At 46.5% G+C, this 17,405-nt stretch carries 11 protein-coding genes; 7 read left to right on the top strand and 4 right to left on the bottom strand.

Annotated features, from left to right (window positions below; genetic code table 11):
* The first annotated feature begins 129 nt into the window (after positions 1-129).
* A complete protein-coding gene (locus K5Q99_RS09640) occupies positions 130-633 on the top strand; it encodes a GNAT family N-acetyltransferase (protein ID WP_220776734.1) in 504 nt (167 codons plus the stop codon).
* Positions 634-798: 165 nt separating this feature from the next.
* Positions 799-1,338, top strand: a complete 540-nt coding sequence (locus K5Q99_RS09635; protein ID WP_106651115.1) for a YfaZ family outer membrane protein — start codon at positions 799-801, stop codon at positions 1,336-1,338.
* Positions 1,339-1,398: 60 nt separating this feature from the next.
* Here K5Q99_RS09635 and K5Q99_RS09630 read toward each other — a convergent pair whose 3' ends face one another.
* Entirely contained in the window at positions 1,399-2,250 is an 852-nt protein-coding gene (locus K5Q99_RS09630; protein WP_106651114.1) for a DMT family transporter, read from the bottom strand.
* Between the two features lie 246 nt (positions 2,251-2,496).
* Between K5Q99_RS09630 and K5Q99_RS09625 the strand changes: the two genes are divergently transcribed.
* Positions 2,497-4,170, top strand: coding sequence for a diguanylate cyclase (locus K5Q99_RS09625; protein ID WP_220776733.1), 1,674 nt, complete (start codon positions 2,497-2,499; stop codon positions 4,168-4,170).
* 153 nt (positions 4,171-4,323) lie between these two features.
* Here K5Q99_RS09625 and xseA read toward each other — a convergent pair whose 3' ends face one another.
* Positions 4,324-5,670, bottom strand: a complete 1,347-nt coding sequence (xseA, locus tag K5Q99_RS09620) for an exodeoxyribonuclease VII large subunit (RefSeq protein WP_220776732.1) — start codon at positions 5,668-5,670, stop codon at positions 4,324-4,326.
* A gap of 120 nt (positions 5,671-5,790) precedes the next feature.
* Between xseA and guaB the strand changes: the two genes are divergently transcribed.
* Positions 5,791-7,257, top strand: a complete 1,467-nt coding sequence (gene guaB, locus K5Q99_RS09615; protein WP_106651111.1) for an IMP dehydrogenase — start codon at positions 5,791-5,793, stop codon at positions 7,255-7,257.
* 119 nt (positions 7,258-7,376) lie between these two features.
* Positions 7,377-8,954 (top strand): glutamine-hydrolyzing GMP synthase, encoded by a 1,578-nt coding sequence (guaA, locus tag K5Q99_RS09610; protein ID WP_220590772.1) that lies wholly within the window; start codon positions 7,377-7,379, stop codon positions 8,952-8,954.
* A 49-nt stretch (positions 8,955-9,003) separates the two neighbouring features.
* Here guaA and K5Q99_RS09605 read toward each other — a convergent pair whose 3' ends face one another.
* A complete protein-coding gene (locus K5Q99_RS09605) occupies positions 9,004-9,651 on the bottom strand; it encodes a GGDEF domain-containing protein (RefSeq protein ID WP_220590771.1) in 648 nt (215 codons plus the stop codon).
* A gap of 393 nt (positions 9,652-10,044) precedes the next feature.
* On the opposite strand from K5Q99_RS09605, the gene tadA reads away from it, so the two are divergent.
* Positions 10,045-10,563: a tRNA adenosine(34) deaminase TadA gene (gene tadA, locus K5Q99_RS09600; protein ID WP_106651858.1), complete on the top strand. Its 519-nt coding sequence runs from the start codon at positions 10,045-10,047 to the stop codon at positions 10,561-10,563.
* Positions 10,564-10,981: 418 nt separating this feature from the next.
* Here the strand turns inward: tadA and mltF are convergent, their stop codons facing one another.
* Positions 10,982-12,412, bottom strand: coding sequence for a membrane-bound lytic murein transglycosylase MltF (gene mltF / locus K5Q99_RS09595; RefSeq protein ID WP_220776731.1), 1,431 nt, complete (start codon positions 12,410-12,412; stop codon positions 10,982-10,984).
* Positions 12,413-12,692: 280 nt separating this feature from the next.
* Between mltF and purL the strand changes: the two genes are divergently transcribed.
* Entirely contained in the window at positions 12,693-16,574 is a 3,882-nt protein-coding gene (gene purL / locus K5Q99_RS09590) for a phosphoribosylformylglycinamidine synthase (protein WP_220776745.1), read from the top strand.
* The last annotated feature ends 831 nt before the right edge of the window (positions 16,575-17,405 follow it).

The following is a 17,405-nucleotide window of genomic DNA, read 5'->3' as shown; positions in this document are numbered from 1 at the left end:
TAAACAGTTATATCAATAGTGCTCTGTTAGATTTGTAGTGTGAGAGCGATAGCAAAGTGGGATAGTGAGTGCACAGCTAAGTGGCGTTCATTCCCCGTATGTTGGCAACATTAACGGTTTAATCTGGATATGAGTGACATTCAGTTTGTAATAAGTGAACAGCTAGAGGAATTAGCGCTGGCGGCCCAATTGATTGATGGGCGTGATGATAACGCCCATCAGCTGGATCATCAGGTATTTTTCGATTCTCGTGCGGTGATCTTAGCGAAAACCTTTGAGGGTGAGATAGTCGGTTGCGCTGCGATAAAAGCCGGCAAAGGTACAGTGGGTGAGCTAGGTTATTTGGTGGTGTCGCCCCATTATCGGCGTCAAGGTATTGCCCAAGGTTTAACGCAAAAACGTATCGAAGTGGCTAAGGCTTTAGGGATCATGATTTTATACGCCACTATTCGCGCCGAGAACACCTCGAGCCAAGCCAATTTATTGAAGGCTGGCTTTCAGTTTTGGCGTGATTACTTGAGTATCCGCGGCACGGGCAACACTGTGGGTTGGTATTACTTAGCCTTAAGTGCCAATGTCGACGCTGAAGCGATAATGCTGTCTTTAGTGGGTGATCGCATTCAAGCGGTATAATTGTGCTGTAAGTGAAAAGGCTTAGATCTTCAGCTGTTTCGAGTTTGTTTTACATTTGTATATCCATCGCAAAAAATCCCCATTTATACGCAAATAGGCTGATTTTCTTTATTTATTCGGTATGATCCGCGGCTATTACCCACAGTCATTTATTGAGGTGTTTTTATGGCTAAGTTCAGAGTAGCAAGTGTTTTATTATTGAGTGCAGCAGCGCTGCAAGTGAATGCGTCAGAATTTAATCTTGGGTTGAACAACGATGTGGTTTCTACTGAGTTAGAGCTGCAATTGAACAAAGATACTAACGCAGTGTTAGGTTATATCTATGCCGACGAGGGCGGCCATATTGCCCAAGGTGCAATGCACATGACCCATGATGTGGGTGTGCATCACTTTGAAGTTGGCGCTAAGTTAAGTCAGCTTTGGTCTGACTATTCTCCAAATGGTAGCGCCATTTCTGTTGGTGGCCGTTATGCGTTATCTATGGGGCCTAATATTTCATTACACGCCGCTGCTTACTATGCGCCGTCAGTCTTGTCGTTTGGCAATGTTGATGGTCAATATGAGCTCGATTCAAAAGTGCAATATCGCGTAACGCCAAACATGGCGTTTTATGTCGGTTATCGCAAAATTGCCTATGAGTACGATGACGCCCGCGATTTCACTTTCGAAGATGGCGTGTATATTGGCGGCAAATTCCGCTTCTAAAACCAATCGTTTTGATCTCGCTGCGTTAACTTAGCAGTCGATGACAAGAGCCGGCCAAGGTCAACTTCGCCGGCTTTTCCATTTTGCTTTTAGCTCGCTGTAGCTGGGCAATATGGATGAGAAAATGACTAATCCAATGCCGATTAGCATCACTAGGCCGAGTTCTTCACCGAGTATCCACCAGCCGAACAAGGCTGCAAAAATCAATCCGGTATATTCAACAGGCGCCATTTGGCTCGCATCAGCACGTCGATAGGCATGGATGATGAGATAAGTCATACCAATATAAAATAGTCCCAACGTTAATCCCACCTGTGCTACTGGCAAACTAAAATCCGCGCCTTCGTATAAGGTCGCTGGTATCAGAAATATCATCGCAAAGGCATTAGACCAAAAGAGCATAGAGAAAGGATGTTCATGGGTCGAATAGGCCTTTAAAATCAAACTATTCAACGCCGACGTCATAGCGCCGAAAAAGGCTAAACCTATATACAGGTTAAACTCTGTTGGTTGGCTGATGAGTAAAATGCCAGTAAAGCCAATGATCCCCGCAACTGAGCGTCGATAGCCGATGCGTTCATGTAAAAATAACGCAGAAAGCACCAGAAGTAACAAAGGTGAGGTATAAATCACGGCGGTTACTGTTGCGAGGGGAAGATGCAAAATGGCGAGCATAAAAATGGCGTTGCCGAGCCCAATCAATAGGGCGCGGGCAAGATGCACTTTATAATAAGGGCTCAGCTTGAGGTTACCCTGTAAGCGCCATACGAAAGGCAGCACTAGCAAGGTGGCAAAGAGTTGTCTGTAGAGCACCAGTTGGAACACGGGTACATCATTTTCAAGCAACTTCACTAACAGGTTGCCACTGGCAATCAGTAATTGTGCGGCTAAAATCATCAATAGAGGCAGCATAGGAACCCAGCAAAAAATAAGTCAGTATTAAGTTGTATTTTTGATTTCAGGCCACGGTTTGGATTTTGAGACTAAAATACCTCCATACGACATGGGATATTCGACTAATTTAGCCTAATTGATTGTAAAAAACTAAATGTAGCCATAAAGTTAACCTACAATTCCAACTATCGACTAAGATTGACAGCATTAGCATTTACTTCATAGCTGTTTAAATGATCTATGGCCCTTTAACTTAATAAGCCGATGAACAAACTTAAACAAACCCTATTTTGGTGTTTTTTACTTTTTATATGGACATTAAGTCCCTCTGTATTAAGCGCTGAAATTGCGTTCGATTCGCCGTATTTGTTCCATGCTCAAGCGGATCAACAGCCCCCAAAACAGTTTGATGCCGTACCCAATTGGATGGGCCAACTCGATGAAGCTAATTCTGTGAGTTTAACTGGCGGTGACTATTGGATGATCACGCCTGTGATGGTTAATCAGCGTCAGTCGAATTGGGTAGTGGATGCCAGTAATTCAATTATCGAATCTGTTGATTACTGGATACTCGGTAGTGACGGCAGTACACAACATGCCCACAGCGGTTACACCGCCCCCTACGAATTTTTATTCGATTATGGCCGTAAGGTTACCTTAAATATGGGTACGGATTATTGGCTGTTAGTTAAGCTGAGTAGCCGTTATTATTCATCGCCTCCCGAGATTGCCCTACAAAGCGTGACGGATCATCAGTTGATGTCTGATCGCCTCGCCATGGCCGTGCTGCTGTGCCTAGGCGGCTTATTATTTATCGCCTTATATAATATTCTGATTTATATCTCTATTCTCGATAAAGCTTTTCTTTATTATGGCCTTTACGTCTTCGCGTATTTTGGTGGCTGGGCACTGACCTTCCATTTGCCAGCGCACTTGTTTAATTTCCATTATCTTGAGTTGCATCATCTGTTTTTCATCAGTTTGCCTATTTTTAATATCATGTTTTACAAGCACTTCTTGCAGTTACCTAGCTACTCACCGCGATTGTGGCGCCTTAGTCAGTATTTAATGTTTGCTTGTATTGTGGCTTTGCCGACCAGTATTTGGTTGTTGTCCTATACGGCGATTATTGCCTCTGTGCTAATTATGCTGTGGATTGCCCTAGCGATTACCTGCGGTAATGTATGCTTGATAAAAGGCTTTGCTCCTGCGCGTTATTTTATTCTCGCCTTTACTTGTTTACTCTTGCCTGCGGTAATTATTTTACCCGGTAATATGGGGCTAACCCCTGATTTCATTGAACATGCTGAGCTGGCGACGCTGATGGGTGGCACGGCCGATGCGTTACTGCTATCCCTGGCGTTAGCCAATAAGCTCAAGTTACTGGCGGAGGAACGTAAGGCGCATATTGAAGAGTTAGCGATTGCATGGGAAAAGGCACGTTTAGATGGTTTGACCCGAGTAGGTAATCGCTATGCCTTTGATGAGTATATGAATTCGCAACTAGGCTTCGCCGATAAAGTGGTGCAGCCTATGGCGTTAGCGCTATTGAATATCGATAGCCTGAAAAGTGTTAACGAAACGCTCGGCCATCAAGAGGGCGATAGACTATTGCAAGTGATAGTGAAATTATTGCAAGCAACGGATCTCGCGCATTTAAAGCTTTATCGTATTAGTGGTGATGAGTTTGTCGTTGTGACACCTTCAGCGGGTATCCCACTATTACTGAGTACATTTAATGGGTTAGGTGAACAATTAGCTAGCCAAGGCTTTAAGGATTGTCAGTGTAGTTTCGGAATATCGTTAAATTCTGAGGTGGCCGATCCCCATGAATGGCTGCGTTCTGCTGATACTCATTTGTACCAATCGCGAATGGATAAGCGTCGCCAAGAGTATGCCGATACCCGTGGTGTCGATGTGAGACTGCATTTAAGCTAGCCAATTCAGCATTCAATAAAACTATTTGCATGGGATGCTAGAACAGAACTAGACAACATAGAAAGGCGCAGATAAATTCTGCGCCTTATTGTTTTTACCTTAAGTATAAAATTGCTTATCTAAGCTATAAATATCAGTATTCTAACTATCAACTTATTCAAGCAAATTTATCTGAGTGACGGTTGATATCACTTGCCCATGGCGAAAGCGGGTTTGCAGGCTATCACCGATCGTCAGTTTATCGGCAGAGTCGACCACTTGATGGTGGATGTCAGTGGTGATGCTGTAACCACGGCTCAAGGTCGCAAGCGGGCTGACGGTTTCAAGCTGATGGGCCGCGTATTTTATCCGTTGCTCACTTTGGCTGAGTTTGTCCTGCAATGCATCCTGTAAGCGACTCGCAAGATAACTTAGGCGGTTCCCCTCAATGGCGAGCTTATGCTTGGGAGATTGCTGTTCAAGGCGACTTGCGAGCAACTGCTGACGACGGCTGAGCAGGTGTAAGCGATTCGACAGCGCCGACTCCAGTCTTAATTGCATCTCATCGAATCTTTGTTCGAACTGCTGCAAGGTCCGTTTGGGATCTTGGCGTTGCAGCCTGTGCTCAAGCAAGCTGAGCCGTCTTTCTTGTTTAAGCTGATAATGTTTCGCACTTTGTTGCAGGCGCGATAAAGCTGTTGCGAGTTTTTGCGCCTTATTGTCGCTATCTTGGGATAACAACTCTGCACCTGCAGATGGTGTTGGGGCGCGAATATCGGCAACGTAATCACTGATGGTGGTGTCGACTTCGTGGCCGACGGCGCTGACCACGGGCAGGGCGCTGTTATAAATTGTGTGGGCGAGGGCTTCGCTGTTAAAACACCACAAATCTTCAAGCGAACCGCCACCACGGGTGAGCAATAATACGTCGACCTCTAAACGCTGGTTGGCGATATTGATTGCCTGACAAATACTCTGTGCCGCAGTTTCGCCTTGAACTTGAGTCGGATAGATAATGACTTCGATTGAAGGGTCGCGCCTTGCGAGTACGTGTAAGACATCGCGAATCGCTGCGCCGGTTGGCGAAGTAATAACGCCAATGCGTTGGATGTTTTTTGGCAGCAATCTTTTGGTATCGGCGGCAAATAATCCTTCGGCGGCGAGCTTCATTTTGAGTGCATCGAATTGCTGGGCGAGTAGTCCATCCCCTGCTGGCAGCATGGACTCAATCAATAATTGATAGTCGCCTCTGGGTTCATACACGCTGATCGCGCCTTTGACTAACACTTGCTGACCATTGATGGGCTTAAAGCTGACCGTTTGGTTACGGCCTTTAAACATGGCACAACGGATCTGGGAAGAGTGGTCTTTTAAGGTGAGATACCAATGACCTGAGCTGGGGGAGGAAAAGTTGGATATTTCGCCATTGAGCCAAATTTTACCCAGTTGTCCCTCTAGAATTTGTCTGACTTCACCATTGAGTCGCGAGACAGTATAAATATTGTTTTTGGCGCCTTGCATCGAATTACTCAATTAAATGGGGATATTTGCTATTTTCCATTTACCAGTGCCGATATGCAAGGTATAATCCCGCCGCAATATTTCACCTCTAAATCCTACTCAACTGGGGAGATGTTGCATATGCTACGTTTAATTAAAGAAGCGCTTACTTTTGACGATGTGTTGCTTGTTCCTGCGCATTCGACTGTACTCCCAAATACCGCCATTCTTAAAACTCGCCTGACCAATACCATTGAATTGAATATCCCACTTGTGTCTGCCGCTATGGACACAGTTACCGAAGCTCGTCTTGCGATCGCTATGGCGCAGGAAGGCGGTTTAGGTTTTATTCATAAAAACATGAGCATTGAAAAACAAGCCGAAGAAGTGCGTAAAGTAAAAATTTACGAAGCGGGCGTGGTTCAACAGCCTGTGACTGTAACGCCATCTACGACCTTAGCCGATCTGAAAGTATTGACACTGAAGAATGGTTTTGCTGGTTATCCCGTGGTTAACGAAGCAAACGAGTTGGTTGGTATCATTACTGGCCGTGACGTACGTTTCGTCACAGATTGGAGCAAAACGGTAGAAGAAGTGATGACGCCTAAAGCGCGTTTAGTCACAGTTGCCGAAGGCACTAAATTAGATGAAGTGCAAAAATTGATGCACTCACACCGTATCGAAAAAGTCCTTGTTGTTGATGATAACTTTAAACTGAAAGGTTTGATCACAGTTAAAGACTTCGAGAAAGCCGAACGTAAACCTAACGCCTGTAAAGATGAGTTAGGCCGTCTACGTGTTGGCGCCGCCGTTGGCGCGGGTGCTGGTAACGAAGAGCGCGTTGATGCACTGGTTAAAGCTGGCGTTGACGTATTACTTATCGATTCTTCCCACGGCCATTCTGAAGGCGTTTTGCAACGCATTCGTGAAACGCGTGCTAAACACCCAACATTGCAAATTATTGGTGGTAACGTAGCTACGGCTGAAGGTGCATTAGCACTGGTTGAAGCTGGCGTTAACGCAGTTAAAGTGGGTATTGGCCCTGGCTCAATTTGTACGACGCGTATTGTAACCGGTGTTGGCGTGCCACAAATCACAGCAGTTTCAGATGCAGCCGCAGCCGTAAAAGGCTTAGGTATTCCGGTTATTGCCGACGGTGGCGTACGTTTTTCTGGCGACTTAGCTAAAGCATTAGCGGCCGGTGCATCTTGCATCATGGCAGGCTCAATGTTCGCTGGTACCGATGAAGCGCCGGGCGAAACTGAACTTTATCAAGGCCGTGCGTATAAATCTTATCGCGGCATGGGTTCACTAGGCGCTATGTCTCAAGGTTCATCTGACCGTTATTTCCAATCTGACAATGCTGCCGACAAACTCGTGCCAGAAGGCATTGAAGGTCGCGTACCTTACAAAGGTAAGTTGAAGGAAATCATCCATCAGCATATGGGTGGCCTACGTTCATGCATGGGCTTAACCGGTTGTGCCACCATTCAAGAACTGAATGAAAAAGCCCAATTTGTGAAAGTAACTTCAGCTGGTATGGGTGAGTCCCACGTGCACGATGTGACTATCACTAAAGAAGCGCCGAACTATCGTTCAGGTTCTTAATCGTTTGATAAAAGGGGCGGCGATAAGCCGCCTCTTTGTAAAGCGTGTGATCCAATACTCAAGGCTGGCTATCGCCGCGTTGAGCAATGTTAAAACAATAGATGAGATAAAGGTTATCCATGAGCGATATTCATGAGCACAAGATACTGATCCTCGATTTTGGATCTCAGTACACTCAACTGATTGCCCGTCGTATCCGTGAAATCGGTGTGTACTGTGAATTATGGGCTTGGGATGTAACAGAAGCCCAAATCCGCGAATTTGCCCCGAACGGTATTATTCTTGCTGGCGGACCTGAAAGTGTTACGGCTGAAAACTCGCCGCGTGCGCCTGAATACGTCTTTACCGCAGGCGTGCCTGTACTGGGCATTTGCTACGGCATGCAAACCATGTCTGAGCAGCTGGGCGGTAAAGTTATCCAAGGTGTGGGCGAAGGTGAATTCGGCTACGCTCAAATTGAAATGCTAACAGATTCGTTGCTATTCAAAGGCATCGAAGATGCGGTTAGCAGCGAAGGTAAACCCTTACTCGACGTATGGATGAGCCACGGCGATAAAGTGTCGGCCATTCCTGAAGGGTTTGTGGCGGTCGCTAAAACGGATACTTGTCCCTTTGCCGCTATGGCAAATGAAGCCAAACAATTCTATGGCGTACAGTTCCACCCAGAAGTGACCCACACTCGCCAAGGTATGCGCATGTTATCGCACTTTGCCTTAGACATTTGTGGCTGTGCGGCGAACTGGAAACCTTCTTCTATCATCGAAGATGCAATTGAGCGCTTGAAGAAGCAAATTGGTGATGATGAAGTGATTTTAGGCTTGTCGGGCGGTGTCGATTCTTCGGTTGTAGCTATGTTGCTGCACCGCGCTATCGGCAAAAAACTGACCTGCGTATTCGTTGATAACGGTTTATTGCGTTTGAACGAAGCTGAGCAAGTGATGGAAATGTTTGGCGATCATTTCGGCCTGAATATCATTCATGTTGATGCGGAAAATCGCTTCCTCGATGCGATGAAAGGCGAAGCCGATCCAGAAGCTAAGCGTAAGATCATCGGCCGCGTATTTGTGGAAATTTTCGATGAAGAATCGAAAAAATGCGCTAATGCCAAATGGTTAGCGCAAGGCACGATTTATCCTGACGTGATTGAATCTGCTGGCAGCGCCACAGGTAAAGCACATGTGATCAAGTCGCACCATAACGTTGGCGGTTTGCCTGACGATATGGAACTGGGTTTAGTTGAGCCACTGCGCGAACTGTTCAAAGATGAAGTGCGCAAAATTGGTTTAGAGTTAGGTCTGCCATACAACATGCTTTATCGTCACCCGTTCCCAGGACCAGGTCTTGGTGTGCGTGTATTAGGTGAAGTGAAGAAAGAATACTGTGACTTACTGCGCCGCGCCGATGCTATCTTCATCGAAGAACTGCATAAAGCCGATCTGTACAATAAAGTCAGCCAAGCCTTTACCGTGTTCTTACCTGTGCGCTCAGTTGGCGTGATGGGTGATGGCCGTAAATATGACTGGGTTGTGTCACTGCGTGCCGTAGAAACCATCGATTTTATGACAGCTCATTGGGCACATCTGCCGTATGATTTCTTAGGTCGCGTATCAAACCGCATCATTAACGAAGTCGATGGCATTTCCCGCGTGGTTTACGATATCTCTGGCAAGCCGCCAGCGACTATCGAATGGGAATAAGTTAATTATCTGAATTAACGATTTAAAGGCGCCTAGTGCGCCTTTTTTGTTATTCATTCTGTTTGAGATCACTAGCAAGAACCACTCGATTTCTCCCGCCGTTTTTGGCCTGATATAGCGCTTTATCAGCAAGGTTAATGATCTCATCTCTATTTAGGTGTTGATTTGCAACGGTTGCGATACCAATACTGACTGTGACGCTTAGATACTGACCTGAAAAATGAAAATCACTTCTTTCAATCAGCGCCCTGAGTTGTTCGGCTTTGAGTTGGGCCGTATGACTATCGCAGTGTTTAAGCTCAATGAGAAACTCTTCACCTCCCCAGCGGGCAACTCTATCTTGTTTACGTAGACTCTTGCTGATGTGTTTTGCAAGCTTTGTTAATACATAATCACCCGCTGCATGGCCATAGGTGTCATTGATTTGTTTGAAGTGATCTATGTCGAGGATTAAGTAAGCACTGGGATTATTGTCGGTACTGTTTTCGACATTTTGATTGAAACTGCGTCGATTTAGCAGCCCTGTTAGCGGGTCGGTATTTGCGGCAATATTGAGTATTTGGTTTTTGGTGATTTGTTGTTGGATTAATTGATAGAGGCCGAACCAAGCGCAGAGAATGCCAAAGGTAAAGAGTAAGTCTTCGACTTCTTGATAGTAACTGGCTTCGAAGGTAGATAATTCATCCAGTATATTCATATTGTTACCTATGAATAGGCTCCCACAGCCAATTAACAGCCAAAGATAGATTTGACGGTTATGTCGCGTGTAGCTGATATAGAACATCATAAATAACCAAATGATAGAACGGATCAATTCAAGGCTGAGTTCGTAATAATTGATTTCGTTATTAATGGACTTGCCGTGCAGCATAATGCAAGAAAAGCCTGCACTTATGATCAGAATTAACCACTGCCAAAAGTATCGAGTCATCGGAGTATCGATGATAAAACCATAGGTAAAGTATAGTGTGATGGCAGTGTTATGCAGGGGGCTTGCATTGGAAATGCTGACTTTGTGATATGTAGGCGATTGGCTGTTATAATCCGGTTTTATTTTCAGGCTAATTAAATGAGCGTGTGAGTGGAGCAAATGCAGCAAGTTGAACAATCGCAGCAGGACGAACATTGGATGCAAGTGGCTATGTTGATGGCCGAGAAAGCCGAGGCCGAGGGTGAAGTACCTGTCGGGGCGGTTCTGGTCAAAGACGGTCAGCAAATTGCGACGGGTTACAACTTATCCATTAGCCAACATGATCCTAGCGCCCATGCGGAAATTTTATGTTTGCGGGAAGCGGGGCGCTTGGTCGAAAACTATCGCCTGTTAGACGCGACTTTATATGTCACCCTTGAACCTTGTGCTATGTGTGCAGGTGCCATGGTGCACAGCCGGATCGCGCGGGTGGTTTATGGCGCTCGGGATGAAAAAACCGGTGCTGCGGGGACGGTAGTGAATTTACTGCAACACCCAGCATTTAATCATCAAGTTGAAGTCACATCGGGTGTATTAGCCGATGCCTGTAGCGCGCAATTGAGTCGTTTTTTTAAACGGCGTAGAGAGGAGAAAAAAGCCCTGAAACAGGCTCAAAAGGCGCTGCAAGCAATTGAGTAAACAGTGGTAAAAGCGACAGGATTAATCCTGAGACTGAATAAAAGTAAAGAAAAGTTTCTGACGATTCAAAATACGACGATGGCGAACTTTGAGTAAAGTACGACGACGCGCGACAGTATTGCTGATGGTTTTTCTTCTCATATTGACCCCATTCATTGTTATTATTGATGCCCTGCAGTGATGTATCGCAGGTCATAAACCCAAGACAGTAGCAGTTGCACTTGAGCGCAGCAATAGCACTGGTCAGATAAGCTGAACTAAGCGATGTTTTTAAGCGTAAACCTAAGTTGCTTAAGCCTGCTTGGTTCTGGCACAGAGTTTCAGATGCTGAGCTCACAGAGCTTTGGTTTAGCAGTTTGGCTTTTTGATTTAAGTTTCTAGAAACCCAGATCTAAAGACTGGGCTCAGGCAATGCGGATTATTGAGGTTGTTCTGTGCTCAATGTTCCAGCGGGAATGGCGGGTTCTTCCGACGCAAGATCGCTCGGTTCTTCCTCGGGGTTTTGCTGTTTCGACTGATTATCTACCCAGACTAACGTGTCGTAGTAGCGGCGAATACTGTCAACGTAATGGACTGCTTCACTGCCTCTGGCGTAGCCGTAGCGGGTTTTTTGATAGTATTTACGCTTTTGCAGTAGCGGTAGTACTTTCTTTAAATCTCGCCACGCATTGGGATTTAACTCCATCGATTCAGCCAGTTTACGTGCATCTTCAACATGGGCATACCCTATATTGTAGGACGCCAGTGCAAACCACATACGTTGACTCTCGGGAATGGATTCCGGCAGACGATTGATCATATCGTTCAAATAGGCCGCGCCGCCGCGGATGCTTTCTTCCGCATCCAAACGGTTGGTGATGCCAATTTCTTTTGCCGTAGGCTGAGTCAACATCATCATGCCGCGTACTCCCGTTGCTGAGCGGGCATGCGGATTCCAATGGGACTCTTGATAGCTAGTCGCCGCAAGTTTTCGCCAATCTAAATTGCCCGCATGGGTTTCAAATAACTGACGATAGCGGGGTAAGACGGTTTCGATGGCGCGGATAAATGCCCGAGTATCGACATAATCAAAGCGCTTCACATGGCCAAAGTATTTCTCGTTGAGATGATCGAGCGTGCCAGCCAGCTTTTCTTGGTGCCAAAAGGCCAGCAACTGACTCATGAGTTCATCACTGCGGGTCGGCGGCAACAGCCAGACTACATCGAGCTTTTCTTCAAGTACGGGGCCAGAGCGCAGATCGGGTAAGTAGCGGCGGTTGATTTGTACGCTGCTGGAATCGGCTATGGTGTAGTCAATTTCTTTGTTGGCGATCATCGCCAGCAATTCTTCGCTGTCTTTGTCGGTAATTTGATCCCACACCAGCGTTGGATAATGCTTTTGCAATTGAGTTAATGTCTCGACGAAGGAAGAGTCGGCGATGACAGTGATCTTACCTTTTAAGTCGCTGATGTCTTTGGGCGCTGGCATGCCTTCGCGATACACCAATACTTGATTAACGCGGTACAGCGGCGGCCCTAGGCGGAACTGTTCACGCCTTGCGGGTGTTTCTGTCATGCCCGCAGCAATCAGGTCGATTTCATTCTTTTTAAGGGCTTCGTACAGTTCGGTGCGATTAGTGTAGGGCACCATTTTCAAGGGCACATCTAAGTATTCGGCGAACAATACCGCCATATCGTAATCGAAACCGCTATCACCTTGGCCCGATGTCATATAAATCTGTGGGCCGTAAAGTGTCCCGACTCTTAACTCAGTTAATTTTTTCGGCACGAATTCTGTGTCGTCCACGGTCACCTGCTGACAGGCAGTCAGTAAGAAACCTAAGATAAGAGCGAACAGGAATCGAGTCATTAAATGTACTTATAGTAAATAAAATCAATATTATAGATAGCGAGTTAACAGTGGGGCATATGGGGTGAACTGGCCGACATTGGTGGGATTATATCCGTTTGTCTGCGATAACGTAAAAAAATCATTCGTGGGGGAAAATGGCGGCTTAAAATGGTCGCGTTTTTTATATCACAGGAAACACTGTTTTGCGTAAGGTCACAGGTGATTTGTGGCAGACATTTCCTTATAATAGCGCCACCTCTGACCCCTGCAATAATAAATAATAAGGTGAATAGACGTGATGGAGATCATCCGCGGAGCCCCTGCACTCTCGACGTTTAGGGTGCAAAAGCTGATGGAGGCCTGCGAAAACGCTGCGCTTCCGGTACGCCAAATCTATGCTGAGTATGTTCATTTAGCGGATTTGAGCGAGTTGCTCGACACAAATGAACGCCAGCAACTTGAAAAAATTCTCACCTATGGACCTGCGATAGAAGCTCATATCCCCCAAGGTTCACTCCTGTTTGTCACTCCTCGCCCCGGTACTATTTCTCCTTGGTCTTCAAAAGCCACTGACATCGCACACAATTGTGGCCTTGGTAAAGTGAAGCGTTTGGAGCGAGGCGTTGCGTATTATGTCGAGTCAGACGCGCTCACTGCGCCTCAGCAACAAGCCCTGAATGCGTTGCTGCACGATCGCATGGTGGAAATTATCCTCGATGATTTTACCAAAGCCGATGTGCTGTTTAAGCGCACTGAGCCTGCGCCGTTTAAGAGCGTCAATATTCTTGGGGAAGGTCGCCGCGCACTTGAAGTGGCTAACACTGAGTTGGGGCTTGCTTTAGCCGAAGATGAAATCGATTATTTAGTCGAGAACTTCGTCCGTTTAGGTCGCAATCCTCATGACATCGAATTGATGATGTTTGCCCAGGCGAACTCTGAGCATTGTCGTCATAAGATTTTTAACGCAGATTGGACCATTGACGGTGAAGTTCAGCCTAAGTCACTGTTCAAAATGATTAAGAACACCTTTGAAACCACGCCTGATCACGTGTTATCTGCCTACAAAGATAACGCTGCTGTGATGGAAGGCTCGGTTGCCGGTCGTTTCTTCCCCGATCCAGATGGGGTGTACAACTACCATACTGAACCTATGCACATCCTGATGAAAGTGGAAACCCACAACCATCCTACCGCCATCAGCCCCTATCCTGGCGCTGCAACCGGCTCAGGTGGTGAAATTCGTGATGAAGGCGCAACGGGCCGCGGTTCTAAACCTAAAGCCGGTTTAACGGGCTTTAGCGTATCCAATTTAAAAATCCCGGGTTTTGTTCAGCCATGGGAAGGTAACTATGGCAAGCCAGAGCGCATCGTGAGCGCGCTGGACATCATGACCGAAGGCCCACTGGGCGGCGCGGCATTTAACAACGAGTTTGGTCGTCCGGCACTGGTCGGTTATTTCCGTACCTACGAGCAGGAAGTCAGCAGCCATAACGGCGTAGAAGTCCGTGGTTACCATAAGCCGATTATGTTAGCCGGTGGTTTGGGTAACATTCGCGAAGAGCATGTACAGAAGGGCGAAATCACCGTCGGCGCTAAGCTGATTGTGCTGGGTGGCCCTGCGATGAACATTGGTTTGGGCGGCGGCGCTGCTTCATCTATGGCATCGGGTCAATCGAGTGAAGATCTCGACTTTGCTTCTGTGCAACGTGAAAACCCCGAAATGGAACGTCGATGTCAGGAAGTGATTGACCGCTGTTGGCAGCTTGGCGATAAAAACCCTATCCAATTTATCCACGATGTGGGCGCGGGCGGTTTGTCGAACGCTTTCCCTGAACTTGTGAATGACGGCGAGCGCGGCGGTTTATTCAATCTGCGTAACGTGCCTTCAGATGAGCCTGGCATGAGCCCGCTGGAAATCTGGTGTAACGAATCACAAGAACGTTATGTGATGTCCGTTGCCCCTGAAAACCTCGCACTATTTACTGCAATTTGTGAGCGTGAGCGTGCCCCGTTTGCGGTTGTGGGTGAAGCTACAGCTGAGAAACATTTAACGCTTAGCGACAGCCATTTCGATAATAATCCTATCGATTTACCGCTTGAAGTCTTATTAGGCAAAGCGCCTAAGATGAGCCGCGATGTGGTATCGGCTAAAGCGGTATCACCCGCGTTAGCGCAAGATAATATTGAAGTTAAAGAAGCGGTTAAACGCGTACTGAGCTTGCCTACCGTTGCGGATAAAACCTTCCTTATCACCATTGGTGACCGCACTGTTACGGGTTTAGTTAACCGTGACCAAATGGTGGGTCCATGGCAAGTACCTGTGGCCGATTGCGCGGTCACAGCGGCAAGCTTTGATACCTACGCTGGTGAAGCTATGTCTCTGGGCGAGCGTACACCGCTGGCGCTGCTTGATTTTGGCGCCTCTGCCCGTATGGCGGTGGCTGAATCCATCATGAACATCGCCGGTGCCGATATCGGTTCATTTAAGCGTATCAAGCTTTCTGCCAACTGGATGTCTGCCGCGGGTCACCCTGGCGAAGATGCGGGTCTTTATGAAGCGGTGAAAGCCGTGGGTGAAGAACTGTGTCCAGAGCTCAGCCTGACTATTCCGGTCGGTAAAGACTCTATGTCGATGAAGACCGCATGGCAGCAAGATGGCGCGGATAAAACCGTGACATCGCCTATGTCATTGGTCATCACCGCCTTTGGTGTGGTGCAAGATATTCGCAATACAGTAACGCCAGAACTGCGCACAGATAAGGGCGAAACGTCTTTACTGTTAGTGGATTTAGGCGCGGGCAAAAATCGTTTAGGCGGTTCTTGTTTAGCCCAAGTTTTTGGTGAGCTGGGTGATGTTGCGCCGGATCTTGACGATGCTGCACTGCTGCGCGGTTTCTTCGAAACCATGCAAAATCTAGTGGCTAAGAAATCGGTTATCGCTTACCACGACCGTAGCGACGGCGGTTTATTCACTACCTTAGTGGAAATGGCCTTTGCGGGTAATACAGGTCTGAATATCGATTTAGAAGATCTACAGGGCACGGATTTAGAGCGACTCTTTAATGAAGAGCTCGGCGCTGTGCTGCAAGTGAGCCGCGACAATGCGGCGAAAATTGCCGCTCAGTTTGCTATCGCAGGCGTACCTTGCCACGTGATCGGCACGTTAGCTGACGATCAACGCATCACCATTAATGATGGCGCGCGTGAAATCTTCAGTGATAGCCGTGTAGCGCTGCGCACTGTGTGGTCAGAAACCACTTATCGTATGCAAGCACTGCGTGATAACCCAGCCTGCGCACTTGAAGAGTTCAAACTTAAGCAAGACGAAACCGATTTAGGCTTAACCGTTAACTTAAGTTTTGATCCAAGTGCTGACGTTGCCGCGCCTTATATCCTTAAGGGCGCTGCACCTAAGATGGCGATTTTGCGTGAGCAGGGCGTTAACTCCCACGTAGAAATGGCCGCTGCTTTTGACCGCGCTGGATTTGAAAGCCGCGACGTACACATGTCGGACATTTTATCTGGCCGTATTAGCCTAGAGGATTTCCAAGGTCTTGTGGCCTGTGGTGGCTTCTCTTATGGTGACGTATTAGGCGCAGGTGAAGGTTGGGCTAAGTCGATTCTGTTTAACGAGCGTGCCCGCAATGAGTTTTCACGTTTCTTCGAACGTGACTCAAGTTTTGCCCTTGGCGTGTGTAACGGTTGCCAAATGCTGTCAAACCTGAAAGAAATTATTCCAGGAAGCGAACATTGGCCGCGTTTTGTGCGTAACCGCTCAGAGCGTTTCGAAGCGCGTTTCAGCTTAGTTGAAGTGCAACAGAGCCCGTCGTTATTCTTCCAAGGTATGGTGGGTTCGCGTATGCCTATCGCCGTATCACACGGTGAAGGTTTGGCTGAGTTTGCCAGCGCTGAGGCGCTGGCAATGGCCGAAGCGTCAGGCACCATTGCCCTGCGCTTTGTCAATGGCAAGGGCGATATCGCGACTCAGTATCCACAAAACCCGAACGGTTCTCCAAATGGCCTAACGGGCATTTGTACCACTGACGGACGCGTTACTTTGATGATGCCGCATCCTGAACGTGTGTTCAGAACGGTCGCTAACTCTTGGCATCCAGATGCTTGGGGTGAAGATAGCCCTTGGATACGTATGTTCCGTAATGCGCGAGTGACCTTAGGTTAAGCGAGTAAACTCAGCGGCTTTTACCTGTATTGATGGGTAAAAGTGGGTTTAGTTAATGGTAAAAAAGGAGCGATAATTTCGCTCCTTTTTTTATATTTAAAATGCACTTTTATGAAATATCTTGGATTTCAAATCATTAACACTTATTGCAAATAATCTAATAGACCAAAGTGAAAAAATAGCTTCTTTCATCGGTAAATACCTATTAATAGGTATGTTGCATACTTGATGCTGGAAGCGACGTTTTATGGGGTTCTAGAGTTGAAGGCAGATGTTGCGGCTTTAGAATAGAAAAAGCCCCCACTCTCAAAGAGATGGGGGCTCGTTTTGCGCTAACAAAACTTCAAATTAATGCAATAAATTTCACGAGTAATTCTGGAGATTATTTCAGCTCATTAGCTGTATAAAGTTCAACAAAAACACGCTTGTAGCTGTTAACCAGACGTTCAAATAATTTAGTCATATCGATATCTCCACACCAAAAGTTAATACCTATGTGCGCGAAGTTGGCATTGACTGGGCTACGACACCAGTTCTACCAAATTGTCTCCTTAACACAGGATATATATTAAACAACTCAGGTTAGCTTCTCAAACGAGAAAAAATACAATTATTCATTATTAAAACTAATGAATTTTATTGCTGTTTTTATATGCTAATTTCTATGTATGGATTTATATATTGATTTTAAAGGTTTTAAATTAATTTCCGCTGAAAATAATTTTATGTTTTCTTAGTTAATTTGTTGCAACATTATTTGTTTGTTAGTTTTTTGGCAACTGGAGCTGATTTGTGGCGGCTAATCAATAAAAGTAGGGGTTTACACTAATT

This window comes from Shewanella hafniensis (genome assembly GCF_019655335.1).
In the GTDB taxonomy this organism is placed as follows: Bacteria; Pseudomonadota; Gammaproteobacteria; order Enterobacterales; family Shewanellaceae; genus Shewanella; species Shewanella hafniensis.
Note: the sequence above shows the minus strand (reverse complement) of the source record. Positions and strands in the feature narration are given on the sequence as shown.

Bases quoted from the DNA above. Each gene is read 5' to 3' on its own strand.
- mltF (WP_220776731.1), bottom strand. From the start codon at position 12,412: ATGACTCGATTCCTGTTCGCTCTTATCTTAGGTTTCTTACTGACTGCC.
- purL (WP_220776745.1), top strand. From the start codon at position 12,693: ATGGAGATCATCCGCGGAGCCCCTGCACTCTCGACGTTTAGGGTGCAA.
- guaA (WP_220590772.1), top strand. From the start codon at position 7,377: ATGAGCGATATTCATGAGCACAAGATACTGATCCTCGATTTTGGATCT.
- K5Q99_RS09635 (WP_106651115.1), top strand. From the start codon at position 799: ATGGCTAAGTTCAGAGTAGCAAGTGTTTTATTATTGAGTGCAGCAGCG.
- tadA (WP_106651858.1), top strand. From the start codon at position 10,045: ATGCAGCAAGTTGAACAATCGCAGCAGGACGAACATTGGATGCAAGTG.
- K5Q99_RS09625 (WP_220776733.1), top strand. From the start codon at position 2,497: ATGAACAAACTTAAACAAACCCTATTTTGGTGTTTTTTACTTTTTATA.
- K5Q99_RS09630 (WP_106651114.1), bottom strand. From the start codon at position 2,250: ATGCTGCCTCTATTGATGATTTTAGCCGCACAATTACTGATTGCCAGT.
- xseA (WP_220776732.1), bottom strand. From the start codon at position 5,670: ATGCAAGGCGCCAAAAACAATATTTATACTGTCTCGCGACTCAATGGT.
- K5Q99_RS09605 (WP_220590771.1), bottom strand. From the start codon at position 9,651: ATGAATATACTGGATGAATTATCTACCTTCGAAGCCAGTTACTATCAA.
- guaB (WP_106651111.1), top strand. From the start codon at position 5,791: ATGCTACGTTTAATTAAAGAAGCGCTTACTTTTGACGATGTGTTGCTT.
- K5Q99_RS09640 (WP_220776734.1), top strand. From the start codon at position 130: ATGAGTGACATTCAGTTTGTAATAAGTGAACAGCTAGAGGAATTAGCG.